The 13,373-nt window shown below is 67.4% G+C and carries 11 protein-coding genes and 1 pseudogene; 2 read left to right on the forward strand and 10 right to left on the reverse strand.

Going from position 1 to position 13,373, the window contains the following annotated elements; translation table 11 throughout:
* Positions 1 to 410: 410 nt before the first annotated feature.
* The 6 genes from QGG75_16950 to QGG75_16975 form a co-directional block, all read right to left on the reverse strand.
* Positions 411 to 2,057, reverse strand: a complete 1,647-nt coding sequence (locus QGG75_16950; GenBank protein ID MDP6068919.1) for a hydantoinase B/oxoprolinase family protein — start codon at positions 2,055 to 2,057, stop codon at positions 411 to 413.
* The gene (locus tag QGG75_16955; protein MDP6068920.1) at positions 2,054 to 4,075 is read right to left on the reverse strand and encodes a hydantoinase/oxoprolinase family protein; all 2,022 of its coding nucleotides are present in this window, start codon (positions 4,073 to 4,075) and stop codon (positions 2,054 to 2,056) included. Before QGG75_16955 ends, QGG75_16950 begins: the two co-directional genes overlap by 4 nt.
* A gap of 12 nt (positions 4,076 to 4,087) precedes the next feature.
* Positions 4,088 to 4,615, reverse strand: a complete 528-nt coding sequence (locus tag QGG75_16960; protein ID MDP6068921.1) for a VOC family protein — start codon at positions 4,613 to 4,615, stop codon at positions 4,088 to 4,090.
* A 19-nt stretch (positions 4,616 to 4,634) separates the two neighbouring features.
* Entirely contained in the window at positions 4,635 to 5,966 is a 1,332-nt protein-coding gene (locus tag QGG75_16965; GenBank protein MDP6068922.1) for an ATP-binding protein, read from the reverse strand.
* A gap of 299 nt (positions 5,967 to 6,265) precedes the next feature.
* Positions 6,266 to 6,943, reverse strand: coding sequence for a response regulator (locus QGG75_16970; protein MDP6068923.1), 678 nt, complete (start codon positions 6,941 to 6,943; stop codon positions 6,266 to 6,268).
* Between the two features lie 3 nt (positions 6,944 to 6,946).
* Complete coding sequence (locus QGG75_16975; GenBank protein ID MDP6068924.1) at positions 6,947 to 7,459, reverse strand: MarR family transcriptional regulator; 513 nt, start codon at positions 7,457 to 7,459, stop codon at positions 6,947 to 6,949.
* Between the two features lie 114 nt (positions 7,460 to 7,573).
* Here QGG75_16975 and QGG75_16980 point away from each other — a divergent pair, with 114 nt between their 5' ends.
* Both QGG75_16980 and QGG75_16985 read left to right on the forward strand, forming a co-directional pair.
* Positions 7,574 to 8,461 (forward strand): branched-chain amino acid aminotransferase, encoded by an 888-nt coding sequence (locus QGG75_16980; protein MDP6068925.1) that lies wholly within the window; start codon positions 7,574 to 7,576, stop codon positions 8,459 to 8,461.
* A 122-nt stretch (positions 8,462 to 8,583) separates the two neighbouring features.
* Positions 8,584 to 9,468 (forward strand): branched-chain amino acid aminotransferase, encoded by an 885-nt coding sequence (locus tag QGG75_16985; protein ID MDP6068926.1) that lies wholly within the window; start codon positions 8,584 to 8,586, stop codon positions 9,466 to 9,468.
* A gap of 57 nt (positions 9,469 to 9,525) precedes the next feature.
* On the opposite strand, the gene QGG75_16990 is transcribed toward QGG75_16985, so the two are convergent.
* The 4 genes and pseudogenes from QGG75_16990 to QGG75_17005 all read right to left on the reverse strand — a co-directional run bounded on the left by QGG75_16990 (position 9,526) and on the right by QGG75_17005 (position 13,017).
* Positions 9,526 to 10,767, reverse strand: coding sequence for an ATP-grasp domain-containing protein (locus tag QGG75_16990; GenBank protein MDP6068927.1), 1,242 nt, complete (start codon positions 10,765 to 10,767; stop codon positions 9,526 to 9,528).
* Between the two features lie 8 nt (positions 10,768 to 10,775).
* Positions 10,776 to 12,176, reverse strand: a complete 1,401-nt coding sequence (locus QGG75_16995; GenBank protein MDP6068928.1) for a CUAEP/CCAEP-tail radical SAM protein — start codon at positions 12,174 to 12,176, stop codon at positions 10,776 to 10,778.
* Positions 12,166 to 12,531 (reverse strand): NifU family protein, encoded by a 366-nt coding sequence (locus QGG75_17000; protein ID MDP6068929.1) that lies wholly within the window; start codon positions 12,529 to 12,531, stop codon positions 12,166 to 12,168. The genes QGG75_16995 and QGG75_17000 overlap by 11 nt, the downstream gene beginning before the upstream one ends.
* Positions 12,505 to 13,017, reverse strand: a pseudogene (locus QGG75_17005) (NifU family protein). Before QGG75_17005 ends, QGG75_17000 begins: the two are co-directional and overlap by 27 nt.
* Between the last annotated feature and the right edge of the window lie 356 nt (positions 13,018 to 13,373).

Consider the following 13,373-nt stretch of genomic DNA (forward strand, 5'->3'; position numbering starts at 1 on the left):
TCCCTGGCTTAGCCGGACCTCCGCCTCGCGGAGCTTGCCGATAATCTGCTCAACCGTGTGATTCTTCTTCGCCATTTTGCCCTCCTTCAAGCCAACCCAATCCTAACATCCGGGCTGGACCAGTTTTCGGGGGGCAGGCCACGCCGAGGATGATTACCCGCCGACATCGGACGCCTCCCCTTCAACAGCGATGTGGCCTAGATGCTGATATCGGTTCGAGATTATCATGGTATCCGAGCGCCTGCCATCGAGGCGGCGCCATGCCTGATGGCAACTCTATCAGTACGCGCTTTTTGAGATCCTGGCGGCTCGTTTTTCCATGTCTCCTTTTGGCTAATTGCTGCCGCAGAAAGGACGTGTGCGGCGACCCAATATGTAGTGGGTGTTTGCATTATCCGGATCGGCACGCCTCAGCTCTCGTCGTCCAAATAGCCGTTCTCCCGATCCCGGGCCACGGCCGCCGGGTCGCGCCCGGCCGGATCGCCGTAGCCGCCGCCGCCTGGCGTGCGCAGGAATACCCCGTCGCCCTGGCGCAGATAGAGCTTGTCGATCTTGCTCAGGTGCGGCGCCTTGAAGGTGTCGCCGCCGACCGTGAAGTCGTGGTCGGCCGGCGCGCCCTCGTGGCCGCCGTGGAGGCCGTAGGCGCCCTTGAGCGCCCGGTCGCCGACCAGCGTGAGATAGGCCTCGCCCTGGCGCAACGTGAATGCCGCTTCGATCCCATGGCCGCCGCGGAAGCGCCCGGCACCGGCCGAGCCTTGACGCAGGGCGTGGCGGCTGAACAGGAGCGGCACGGTTTGTTCGATGACTTCGATCGAGGAATTGCGCGAGGCTGAAATGAGCGTCGAGCCGTTGCTCAGGCCGTCGCCGGTGGCCGAGCCGCCGTAGCCGCCGCCAAAGAAGAAAATCGTGGCGTAGGCGCCGCGGCCCTCTGCGCTGCCGCCGAGGCAGATGTTCGAGCCGGTGCCGAAACAGCCCGCCGGCACGCGGTCGGGCACGGCCTGGGCCAGCGCCCCCATGACCACGCCGATCAGGCGCTGGGCGGTCTCGGTGGTGGTGCCGGAGACCGGTGCCGGCGGTTCGGGATTGAGGAAACAGCCGCTGGGGATGACGTAGTGGAAAGGCTCGAAGCAGCCGGCGTTGATGGGCACTTCGGGGAAGACGTGCTTGATGCCGATCATCAGGGCCGTGATGGTGCTCGACCAGGGGCTGTTGAAGGGGCCACGGCAAGTGGGCGAGGAGCGCGACAGATCAAACGTGATTTCGCTGCCGGCGACGGTCAGCTCGAGATCTATGGTCAGGAAACCTTCGTCGACGCCGTCGGAGTCCATGACGTCGGAAAAGCGGTAGGCGCCATCGGGGAGCGCCACGATGTGCTCGCGCATCTGGGATTCGGAACGGGCTTTCAGCTCATCGACACAAGCCATCAGGGTATCGCCGCCGAAACGCTTGATGAGCTCGTCGAGGCGCTGGCAGCCGAGTTCGAGGGCGTTGACCTGGGCCGCCATGTCGCCCTCGCGCTCCTCGGGCAAGCGCATGTTGAGCAGCATGACGTCCAGAAGCGTCCGGTCGAGCTCGCCGGCCCGGTAGATCTTCACCGGCGGCAGGCGCAGGCCTTCCTGGTAGACGTCGGTGGCCACCGGGGTGAAGCCGCCCGGCGACATCGAGCCCACGTCGGGCCAGTGGCCGGTGTTGGCCAGGAAGAAGGCCGGCTTGCCATCATGGAAGTAGGGCCGCACGAACTTCACGTCCATGGTGTGGGTGCCGCCGCGGTAGGGATCGTTGACGATGAAGACGTCGCCGGGCGCCATCTCCTCGGGCCGCCAGTCTTTCAGCACTTCTTGCACGGTGTGCTGCATGACCACGACGAAGATCGGCATGCCGGTCTGGCCCTGGACGATGACCTCGCCCGTTTCGGGATGGAAGACGCCGCTGGCCCGGTCCCAGGCGTCGGCGATAACCGGCGAGATGGCGCTGGTCGCCAGCACCGTGTCCATGTCGTCGGCGAGGTGTTCGAAGGCGCCGCGAACCACGGCGATGGTGGTGGGATCGATACTCATGCCGTGGCCTCGAGCAGAAGATTGCCGCTGGCCTGGACGCTGGCCGTGAAGCCCGCCTCGACGAAGATCGTGGTGTCGTCCTGGGTCAGCAGCGCCGGCCCCATGATCCGTGCGCCGGCGGCAAGCTCGAAACGGCGGTAGCGTTCAGCCGGCTGCCAGGCGCCCCGGCAGAAGATTTGCCAGCGCTCCGGCGCTGCGCTGATTTCCGGCAGCTTGGCCAAGGTCGAAAAATCGGAATCGGTGCCTGTGGCAGCGCCACCGCCGACCGTGGTGCGGGCATTGACCAGCATGATCTCGGCGCCTTCCAGCAGGTGCGTGAAGTGGCTCCGGTAGGCGGTTTCGAAATCGTCTTGCACGGCCTCGGGGGCCAGGGCCGAGAGCGCTACCGGGATGGTGTAGAGCTGGCCCCGGTAGCACATGTCGGCGGCCAGGCTGATCCGGGCGGCCGGCTCGGCAATGCCTTCGCGGGCCAGCACGGCCAGGCCTTCGTGGCGCTGCCCGGCGTAAATGCTTTCCAGCTCGGCCCGGCCCAAGTCGCCGAGCGGCCGGTTGACGGTACGCACGAAGTCGTGGCGGAGCTCGCCCAGCAGGCAGCCCAGCGCCGAGGTCAGCCCCGGATAGGGCGGTATCACGGCCCCGGCCAAGCCGGCCTCGCGCACCAGGGCCGCGGCGTGCAGCGGCCCGGCGCCGCCGAAGACGATCAGCGTGAACTGGCGCGGATCGAGGCCGCGGCCCAGCAACTGGCGGCGAATCCGGCCCGCCATCTTGTGCCCGGCCACGGCCACGATGGCCTCCGCCGCCGATTCCGGGTCGAGGCCAAGAGGCTCGCCGATTTTGGCCGCGATGGCGCGGCGGGCGGCTTCGAGGTCCAGCCGCCGGCCATCATCGTGGCCGATGGCCAGTTCCGCATCGAGGCGGCCGAGCACCAGGTTGGCGTCGGTCACCGTGGGTTCATGGCCGATGCCGAGCGCCGCCGGGCCGGGGTCGGCGCCGGCGCTCTCGGGCCCGATCTGCAACACGCCCGAGCCGTCGATCCAGGCCAGGCTGCCGCCGCCGGCGCCCAGCGCATCGACGTCGAGCATGGGCAACGCCAGCGGCAGGCCGAAGTCGAGCGCCTTTTGGGCCGTGGTCGCCGGCCGGCCGTCCTGGATAACGCAGACATCCAGACTGGTGCCGCCCATGTCGCAGGAAACGGCGTTGTCGATGCCCAGTTGCGTGGCGATGGCGGTCGCGGCGGTGACGCCGGCGGCGGGGCCCGAGAGGATGGTGTTGGCGGCGAAGCGCCCGGCCACGCCGGCCGCCATGACGCCGCCGTTGGATTGCACCACCAGCAGCTCCTTGGCAAAGCCACGGGCAGCAAGCTGCCCCTGCAGAGCGTCCAGGTAGCCCACCACGAGGGGCGCCACGTAGCCGCCGATGGCGGCCGTGCTGCAGCGTTCGAACTCGCGCAACGCCGGCAGCACATCGGACGAGGTGACGATGAAATCGTTGGGCCAGACCGCCCTGGCGGCTTCTTTTGCGCGGCGCTCGTTCTCGGGGTTGGCGTAGCTGTGCAGAAAGCAGATCACCAGCACCTGGCAGCCGGCTTGGCTCAGCGCCTGGGCCACGCTGGCCACTTGGTCCTCGTCGACCGGGGTCAGGATCTCGCCCTCGGCGCTGACACGCTCGTTCACTTCGCGCCGATAGCTGCGTTCGATCAGCGGCTGGAAGTCGGCATCAAGTCCGTAGGTCAGCGGGCGGTCGCGCCGGCGCAGCTCGAGCACGTCGCGAAAACCGGCGGTGGTGATCAGGCCGCAGCGCGCGCCGCGGCGCTGGATCACGGCGTTGGTGGCCACCGTGGTGCCGTGGATGATCAGGTCCAGCGCCCCCAACGGCACCTCCAGCGCCTGGGCCCCGGCCAACAGGCCGTCGGCGGCCTGGGCCGTGGTCGCAAGCTTGGCCACGGCCAGCTTGCCCTCGGCCAGGTAGACGATGTCGGTGTGGGTGCCGCCGATATCGACGCCGAGCAAAGCGGTCATGAGGTTGCGGCTCTAGCGCGGCCAGTCTTCGCGGATGGGGTCGGTGCCGTCCCAGCCCACGGCGGCCTGGCGCACGCCGTCGAAGATGCGCTTGCGGGCTGGCGTGAGATCCGCCATCTCGGCCACCGTGCCGGGATGGCCTTCGTCGAGGAAATAGACGAAGCGGCCGCGCGGGCTGTCGGATTCCTGGCCCACGGTGTAGCCCTCGGCCAGGGCGCGCTGGTAGCGCTCGTCATAGTTTTCGGGCCAGGTGGAGAAATGCTGCAGCCCCTCGTGGCCCCGGCCCAGGAACTCCTGATACATGGTGGGCGTCTGGTCGCGCTGCTGGATCAGTTCGACCTGCATATCGCCGGAATTGGCCAGTGCTATGGAGATGTGCGGCTGGGCCGGCTGGCCGCGATACCTGAAGCCCTCGATGGGCAATTTGTCGATGTAGAACCAGGGCCCGATCTGGCATTTCTTTATCCAGTGGTCGAGGGCGCTCTCCATATCCCTGACGACGTAGCCCATTTGGCGGAGCGGTCCGAAAAGGCGGCTCATGGAATGTCTCCTTTGTGCTTCAAAGCGGCAGCCTGAGGCAGGCCCGCAGGCCGCCCAGCGGTGCTTCCGAGAGGGTGATCTCGCCGCCGTGGCCGCGCATCACGTCGCGGGCGATGGTCAGTCCCAGCCCCATGCCGCCGGTGGCCGGATTGCGCGAGCCCTCGACGCGGTGGAAGGGTCGGAAGACGAGCTCGCGCTGCTCGGCGGCGATGCCGGGGCCGTCGTCGTCGACCATGAGCTCGACGTGATCGCCGCCAAGTTCGACGCTGACGGCGATGCGCTCGGCGTAGCGGCGCGCGTTGTCGATCAGGTTGGTGAGGCAGCGCTTGAAGGCGCCGGGCTTGAGGGGCAAGACGATCCGTTGGGGCTCGCCAACCTCCGTGGGCCAGCTCAGCTCCAGTGTGCTGCCCTGGGTGCGGGCCTCCTCGACCACTTCGGCCAGCAGCACGTGCAAGTCGGTCTCCACCGTGGCCTCGGCGTCCTGGCCGCGGGCGAAAGCGAGATAACCCTCGACCATGCGCTCCATCTCGCCCACGTCGGACTTGAGCTTCTCGACCGCGGCGCCCTGATCCAGCATGGCGAGCTGCAGCTTCATGCGGGTCAGCGGCGTGCGCAGGTCGTGGCTGACGCCGGCCAGCAGCTCGGTGCGCTGGGCGATCTGGCGCTGGATACGGTCGCGCATGTTGATGAAGGCGGCGGCGGCCTGGCGCACCTCGCGCGCGCCCGAGGGCTTGAGCTCGACATTCAGCCGGCCCTTGCCGAAGCTCTCGGCCGCCGTGGCCAGACGGCGGATGGGCCGGATCTGGTTGCGCAGAAAGAGGATGGCCACGAACAGCAGCACCAGCGAGGTGCCGACCATCCACATCACGAAAATATAAGTCGTGGGGCTGGAGACGCGTTTTTTCGAGGCCAGCACGCGGATCACGCCGCGCTTGAGCTGGACGCGGATCTCCACCAGCTCGGCGTGGCTCGCCGAATCGATGCGATAGGGCCGGAACACGGTCTCCTCCATGGCCTTCCTGAGCATTCTGTCGATGATGCGGTTGGCCAGGGGCGCCGGCGGCGGCGCGTTGGGCAGGATGACGTCGGGCAGGAACTCGATGCGCATCTGCATGCTCTTTTCCGCCGCCGTCAGGATGGCGTTTTGCTTGGCGCCGGCCGGCACCTCGCGCAGCACCTGCATCAGCACGGCCACGTCGCCGGCCAGGCCCAGCGCCAGGCGCCGGGTGACCGAATCCCAGTGGCGCTCGTAGAAGACATAGGTGGCGACGATCTGCAGCAGCACCACCGGTGTCACGATGATCAATAGCGAGCGGCCAAACAGCGTGCGTGGCAGTAAACGTTTCAGCATCGCGCGCCGCTCCCTAGTACCCACTATCACAAAAGGATGGCACGTATGACGGCCAGGAAGAACCACAGGGACAACCATGGGCTAGGAGCGTGGTCCGCCGTGATGGTGTACCATCACAAGGGCTACGGGACGACGTCCGATGGTCCTTCATGGCCGCCCTTTGGGTCGCTTTTCCGGCGCTGTGGAGGGCGTCGGCAGCGCTTGCCGATGGCCCCGCATCGCCGGCGCGTTGCCTCCTACCCACAGCGCCGGCAAAGCGATCATACGTACCATCCTTTTGTGATAGTGGGTACTAGCCCTCAGTCGGGCCACAACACGTAGCCCTCGCCCCACACGGTATGCAGGTAGCGCGGGTTGCGGGGATCAGGCTCGATCTTGCGGCGCAGGCGAGTGATCTGGACGTCGATGGCGCGTTCGCTGGCGCCGCCGCCGTGTTGGCTGAGCTCAACCCGGCTGACTGTCTGGCCCGGGCGCCCGGCGAACAATCTCAGCAGTGCCACCTCGCCCGAGGTCAGCTTGACCGGCTCGTCGGCCCGGAGCAACTCGCCGCGCCGGGCGTTGAAACAATAGTCGCCGAAGGCGATCTCCTCGGCCGTCTCGGGTGCCGGGGCGGCGCGGCGCAGCACGCTGCCGATGCGCAGCAACAGCTCGCGCGGCTCGAAGGGCTTGGCCAGATAGTCGTCGGCACCGCTCTCCAAGCCCTTGATGCGGTCCTCGGCCTCGCCCATGGCCGTCAGCAGCAGGATCGGCACCTGGGAGGTACGCCGCAGGCTGGTCGTCAGCTCCAGGCCGTTCTCGCCCGGCATCATGACGTCGAGCACGATGAGGTCGAACTCCAGTCCCACCAGCCGGGCCCGGGCCGCGGCGGCGTCGGCGGCGGTGGTGACGAGGTAGCCGTTCTGGCTCAGGTAATCGCGCAGCAAATCGCGCAAACGCTGGTCGTCGTCGACCACCAGGATGTGGGCCGGGCCGGGCATGGCTCAGCGCCCGCGGAAGGATTTGAGCACGGCCTCGCGGTCGCTTTCGTTGATCAGCCCCAACAGTATCTTGCGGTAGGCCGCCACTGCCTCGGGGCCGGCCTGGCGGTAGGCCTCGCCCACCCGCTGGTGCTGCGGCCGAGCCAGCGAACGCTCCAGCTCGCTGCCTTTCTCGGTGAGGAAGAGCAGGCGCTGGCGGCGGTCGCGGCTGCCCTTTTGCTGGACGATGTAGTCTTGCTCGATAAGCTGGCTCAGCACCCGGCTCAGCGACTGCTTGGTGATACGCAGGATGTCCAAAAGCTCGGCCACCGTGATGCCCGGCCGGCGGCCGACGAAATGCACCACCCGGTGATGGGCCCGGCCGAAACCCGAGCCGGCCAGGATGGCGTCGGGGTCGGAGGTGAAGTCGCGGTAGGCGTAGAACAAAAGCTCGATGCCCTGGCGGATCTCCTCCTCGTCCGGGCCAGGGTCCTGCGGCAGGGTGTCCGGTGTCGCGTCGGATTTTACGTCAGCCATGTTGACATATATGGTGCATGATGATACATGGCGCAAGATATTTGTTAGAATGTTGCCGAAATTGGCACAAAATCGAACTAATCATAACCGCATCATAACCGCGAGGATGATGTCATGAGCGGCCCCTCCTTCGACGACCGCGACGGTCACATCTGGCTGAACGGCGAAATGATCGCCTGGCGTGAGGCCAACGTGCACGTGCTCAGCCACGCCCTACACTACGCCTCCAGCGTATTCGAAGGCGAGCGCGCCTACGAGGGGGAAATCTTCAGGCTCACCGAGCACAGCCAGCGTCTGATCGGCTCGGCCACGGCCATGGGTTTCGAGATCCCCTATTCGCTGGCCGAGATCGACCAAGCCTGCAAGGAAGTGCTGGCCATCAACCGCATCCAGGACGGCTACGTCCGCCCGGTGGCCTGGCGTGGCGCCGAGATGATGGGGGTTTCGGCCCAGGAATGCACCATCCACCTGGCCATCGCGGCCTGGCCCTGGCCGGCCTATTTCACGCCCGAGGCGCGGCTCCAGGGCATCCGCCTGAAGACCTCGACCTGGAAGCGGCCCTCGCCCGAATCGGCGCCCGTTTTCGCCAAGGCGGCCGGGCTTTACATGATCTGCACGCTTTCCAAGCACGCCGCCGAGGCGGAAGGCTTTGATGACGCCCTGATGCTCGATTGGCGCGGCCAGGTGGCCGAGTGCACCGGCGCCAACATCTTCTTCGGAAAGAACGGTGTTTTGCACACGCCGACGCCCGATTGCTTCCTCGACGGCCTGACCCGGCGTTCGGTCATCGATCTGGCCCGGGCTCGCGGCATCAAGATCGTCGAGCGCGCCATCATGCCCGAGGAGATGGCCGGCTCCGACGAGATCTTCGTCACCGGCACGGCCGCCGAGGTGACGCCGGTGTCGCAGATCGACGACATGAGTTTCTCGGTCGGTCCCATCGCGCGGCAGATGATGGACGACTACGAGGCCCTGGTGCATCGCCGCGCCGTCGCCGCCTAGAAAATAAATAAGTCAGCAATATTGACATATTAACGTAGCTTCGTTACGCTATTGGCATCTTGTGGATTCGTTTGTTGCGCTGCCAGCGCGACAAACGAATGAAATGCAAAGGATGCCGAATCATGCCCGTTCCATCTTTCGACGACCGTGACGGCCTAATCTGGCTCGACGGTGAACTCGTTCCCTGGCGCCGGGCCAACCTGCATGTGCTGAGCCACGCGCTGCACTATGCCTCCAGCGTGTTCGAGGGCGAGCGGGCCTACGACGGCGAGATCTTCCGGCTGCACGAGCACAGCGCCCGCCTGGTGCGCTCGGCCGCGGCGCTCGGTTTCGAGCTGCCGGCCAGCGCCGCCGAGATCAGCGAATCCTGCCGCCAGGTGCTGGCCGCCAACCGCATCGGTGATGGCTACGTGCGCCCCGTGGCCTGGCGCGGCAGCGAGGAGATGAGCGTGGCGGCGCCGGCAAGCCGCATTCACTTGGCCATCGCCGCCTGGCCCTGGCCGAGCTACTTCACGCCCCAGGCCCAGGCCGAGGGCGTGCGCCTGGCCCGGGCGCGCTGGCGCCGGCCGCCGCCCGAGTGCGCCCCGGTGGCGGCCAAGGCCGGCGGCCATTACGTCATCGGCACCATGGCCAAGCACGAGGCCATGGCACGCGGCTTTGACGACGCCCTGATGCTGGATTGGCGCGGCCGCGTGGCCGAGGCCACCGGCGCCAACCTTTTCTTCGTCGCCGAGGGCGCCCTGCACACGCCGCTGCCGGATTGTTTCCTCGACGGCCTGACGCGGCAGACGGTGATCTCGCTGGCCCGCGCTCGCGGTTTCGAGGTCGTCGAACGCACGGTGATGCCGGACGAGGTGTCGGCGTTCGACGAGGTCTTCCTCACCGGCTCGGCCGCCGAGCTGACGCCGGTGCGCGAAATCGAGGACCAACACTATGCCGTGGGCCCCGTCAGCCGCCGCCTGATGGCCGACTACCAGGACCTGGTGCGCAGCCGAGCCGCCGCCTGACCGCCGCGGGCGGGTTTTCCTTAGGAAATCGGTGCCAGGGGCGTTAACAATCCTTAATTAAGGGGACGCGGACGCTTTTTTTTCCTGGTCGATCCGCACCTCGAGCTTGGCGAAGGCCTGGCGCAGGGCGGTTTCGGCCTGGGCCGGGTCTTTGCCCTCGGCAAACAGGAATCCCAGGTAACGGTCGCCCTCCGGCAGCGCCTGCACCTGTTCGCCGATGGCGATGGTGATCGTAAGGTCGGTGATGCCGGGAACGGCGCGGGCGGCCGCTTGGCCCGCGACCGCCAGCAGGCGGCCCGAGGCGGGCAGCGGCAGCATCATCACCCCGGCCGCGGTGCCCTGGCGCCGCAGCGATTCGATTGGCTGGCCAAGGGCCTGGCGCAGGATGATCTCTTCCAGCCCCAATCCGCTGCCGAAGCGCAGCATGCGCGAACAAAGGCCGCCGATCGAGCGGGCGGCGATCTCGAGGGGCCATATGCCGTCTTGGTTGATCCTGAGCTCGGCGTGGATGGGACCGTCGCGCAGTCCCAGCGCCGCCACGGCGCGGGCCGTGACTTCCTTGATGCGCTTTTGCATCTCGGCCGGCTGGCGCGAAGGGGTGGTGTAGATGGTTTCGGCGAAATAGGGGCCCTCGAGCGGGTCGGGCTTGTCAAACAGCGCCAGTACCGTGAGTTCGCCGGCCTGCAGCAAGCCCTCGAAGGCCACCTCGATGCCGGGCAGGTAGTCTTCGACGAGAATGCGCCGCGAGGTCGAGCGCCCGCCCTCGGGGTCGTGCTGGCGCAAGAGCGCGGCGATGCGGTGGAAGGCGGCGACGAACGAGTTATGCCCATCGGCCCGGATGACGCCGCGGCTGGCCGAGAAGGCCAGCGGCTTGAGCACGCAGGGAAAAGGTATGTCCCGGGCCTGGGCGGGGTCGTCATCGAGGCTGAAGAGGCGGTATTTCGGCCCCGCGAGGCCGCTCCCCGCCAGGGTCTCGCGAAAGAGAAACTTGTTGCCCGCTGCCTCCACGGCGGCCGCCGGGTTGTGCCTGATGCCCAGCCGGGCCGAGGCCTCGGCGGCGATCCAGGTGGTTTCCTCGTCGCTGGCGACGATGGCGTCGAGCGGCCTCTCGGCGGCCAGGGCGGCGATCTGGGCCAGCGCCAGGTCGGGATGGCGGAAGTCGACTTCGCAGGCCGTATTCGATCCCAGCCCGGCCAGCACCGGCTGCTGGTCGCTGCCGACGATGACTTCCGCGCCGAGCCCGGCCGCGGCCTCGAGGAAATCGCCGACCCGGTAGGAGGTGGTCGGGACCAGGAGCAATAATCGGGTCAAACCTGGGCCGCACGCATCAGGTTCTCGCTGGGCTCGGCGCAGCAATACCAGCCTTCGCTGAGGCTGGGTATGGCGGCGGTGCGGCCGAGAGGCAGCGCCGGCGCGGTCTCGCCCAGGCTTTCGTGGGCCCGCCGCCAGAGGCGTTCGAAGAGGCTGTGGCGCTCCTCGCCCGCCGTCTCGCCGGCGGCCACCAGGGCCATGTTTTCGTTTTGCAGGACGTCGACGGCCGGATCTGGATTGCGCCAGGCGTAGGTCAGGTTGTCGGCATCATAAGCGCCGCCGAAGCGGCTCCAGTCGTCGAGCTCGAGGATCAGCGATCCCGCCGGCACCAGCAGACGCAGCGCCAGTTGCACCGGGGCCACCGCGGCCACCAGATCGAGCTCCACGATGTCGCCGAGCAGCCCGCGATAGCCCTCGAGCGTGGTCCAGGGCGTAAACGGCACGAAGGTGGGCGAAAGCACGAGACCGGCCCGGCCCAACATTGCCACCGCTTCCAGGGCCTGGGCCCGGGTGTGGCCCTTGTCGAGGCGTTCCAGCACGCCGTCCTCCAGGCTCTCGATGGCCGAGACCACGAACAGGCAGCCGGTCTGGCGCAACTTGGCGAGTGCCGCCCGGTGGTGCAAGAGGTGCTCGACCTTGATGGTCACGTCGTAGGTAATTTCCGGGAACTCGGCGTGCAGTTCCTCGACCAGGGCCAGGGCATGGCCCGGGCCGTTGAGGAAATCGGCATCGCCGAAGCTGATGTGGCGGGCCCCCGCCGCCACCTGCTGGCGCACGTCGGCCAGCACCACGTCGCGGGCCACCACGCGGAAACGGCCGTCGTAGACCGGCACCACCGGGCAATGGCGGCAGCGGTGCTTGCAGCCCCGGCTGGCTTCGGTGTAACCGGCCAGGTGCTCGCTGCCGTCGGGCAGGCGGAGCTTGGCGTAGTGCTCCAGCCCGGGCAGGCCGACACGGTCGGGTTTTCGGAAGGCAAGCTTGTCCAGGTCGCTGGATTCGGGAAAGGCGTGGCCGCCGGTGACGGCCCGATATGTGGCGACCAGCGCCGCTTCGAATTCGGCGCCCGGCACGCTATCGCCCCCCAGCGCGCGCAGGTATTCGGCGTTCATGGGAGCATAGAGGCCGAAGAAACAAAGATGGGCCCCGGGGGCCAGCGCCCTCAACCTTGGCGCCAGCCCGGCCGCCAGGCGGGTGGCGGTGTGCATGGGCAGGTGCACCGCGATCAGCCGGGCCTCTCGAACCGCCGCCTCGTTCAGGGGCTCGACAGCCAGGTCGTTGCAAGCCACTCGAGCCCCGGCCGCGCCCAGCCAGGCGGCCGGCGAGGCCAGCGCGAAAGGTTGATGGCCGAGGTCGTAGGTCGAGATCAGCAGGGCGTCGGGCGGCTGCTCAGTAGGCACTCATGCCTTCCTTGCCGGGCTGGAAGTAGGGGTTGTCGCCGCCGGCGTGGTCGGTGGTGTCGAGCACCTGCTCGATCGACGGCACGGCCTCCTTGATGGCCACTTCGACGCCGTGCTTGAGCGTCATCGAGGCCATGCCGCAGCCTTGGCAGCCGCCTTCCAGGCGGATGTAGACGATGGTGTCCTGGACGTCCACCAGCGCGATGTGGCCGCCGTGCCCGGCGACCTGGGGATTGACCTGCTCGTCCAGCAGCTTCTGGATGGTCTGGCCCTCAATGGTGTCGAGGCCGGGCTTGGGGATGGTGTCCTGGTAATCGACGACGCGTTCGACCTGGGGCAGGTAGTGGCGCAGCATGGTCTGCACGCCGCCCCGCAGCATATGCGCCGCGCCGATGAACTCGATGATCGCGGCGCCTTCCTTGAATTCGTGGAAGATGACGTCGCCGCCCTGGTCGGCGGCGGCGGGGCGAATGCGGGTTTCCACCAGTTCCTGGATCTGGGCGCTGATGTCGTCCTGCCCGCCCCCGGCGGCCGGGGCCGTAGCGCCCTCGGCGCCTTCTGCCATGACCGGCCGGCCGGCCACGAAATGGTCCATGATGGCGCCCAGCACGGCCGGTTTGAGGGTCTGCCAATCGGCCTCGTCGCTTTTGGTCAGCACGATATGGTCGGCACCCAGGCTGACCCGCTCGACGGCCTCGATCTCGAACAGCCTGGCCGCCAGCGGCGAGGGGCCGGCCTCGTCGGCGCTGGCGAAGCTGGCCGTGGCGCCGGGCAGGACCTCGGTCCCGGGCAGGAACTTGAGCTCGGCCGGATCAGCGGTTTCCTCGGTCTGGATGAACATGGCGAATACCCGATTGCTGTAGTCAGATTTGTTAGGGATTTAGCGCGTCAGGGTGCCGATTTCAAGGGCGGCGGCCACGGGCCGCACTTTTGATTAAGAGGTGCCTGGCCACCCGCTCCCCCTCCCAACCACCCATCAATGGAACGCTCTGGGTGGTTGGGAGGGGGAGCGGGCAGCCGGTCCTAACTCGCGACATGGGTAACACATCTACGTCACGACATGGGTAACAGTTCAAACTATCGGCAGGGAGGAGCTGCCGATGCCTTGGACGGAGACCTGTGCAATGAATGAGAGGATGTGTTTCGTGTCGGCTTATCTTGACGGTGCCGAGAGCATCAGCGCCTTGTGCCGTGAGT

The organism is Alphaproteobacteria bacterium, from assembly GCA_030740435.1.
GTDB lineage: Bacteria > Pseudomonadota > Alphaproteobacteria > UBA2966 > UBA2966.

Coding starts and splice junctions, on each gene's coding strand:
- QGG75_16950 (MDP6068919.1), bottom strand. CDS start 2,057: ATGAGTATCGATCCCACCACCATCGCCGTGGTTCGCGGCGCCTTCGAA.
- QGG75_16955 (MDP6068920.1), bottom strand. CDS start 4,075: ATGACCGCTTTGCTCGGCGTCGATATCGGCGGCACCCACACCGACATC.
- QGG75_16980 (MDP6068925.1), top strand. CDS start 7,574: ATGAGCGGCCCCTCCTTCGACGACCGCGACGGTCACATCTGGCTGAAC.
- QGG75_16975 (MDP6068924.1), bottom strand. CDS start 7,459: ATGGCTGACGTAAAATCCGACGCGACACCGGACACCCTGCCGCAGGAC.
- QGG75_16985 (MDP6068926.1), top strand. CDS start 8,584: ATGCCCGTTCCATCTTTCGACGACCGTGACGGCCTAATCTGGCTCGAC.
- QGG75_16960 (MDP6068921.1), bottom strand. CDS start 4,615: ATGAGCCGCCTTTTCGGACCGCTCCGCCAAATGGGCTACGTCGTCAGG.
- QGG75_16970 (MDP6068923.1), bottom strand. CDS start 6,943: ATGCCCGGCCCGGCCCACATCCTGGTGGTCGACGACGACCAGCGTTTG.
- QGG75_16965 (MDP6068922.1), bottom strand. CDS start 5,966: ATGCTGAAACGTTTACTGCCACGCACGCTGTTTGGCCGCTCGCTATTG.
- QGG75_17000 (MDP6068929.1), bottom strand. CDS start 12,531: ATGCTGCGCCACTACCTGCCCCAGGTCGAACGCGTCGTCGATTACCAG.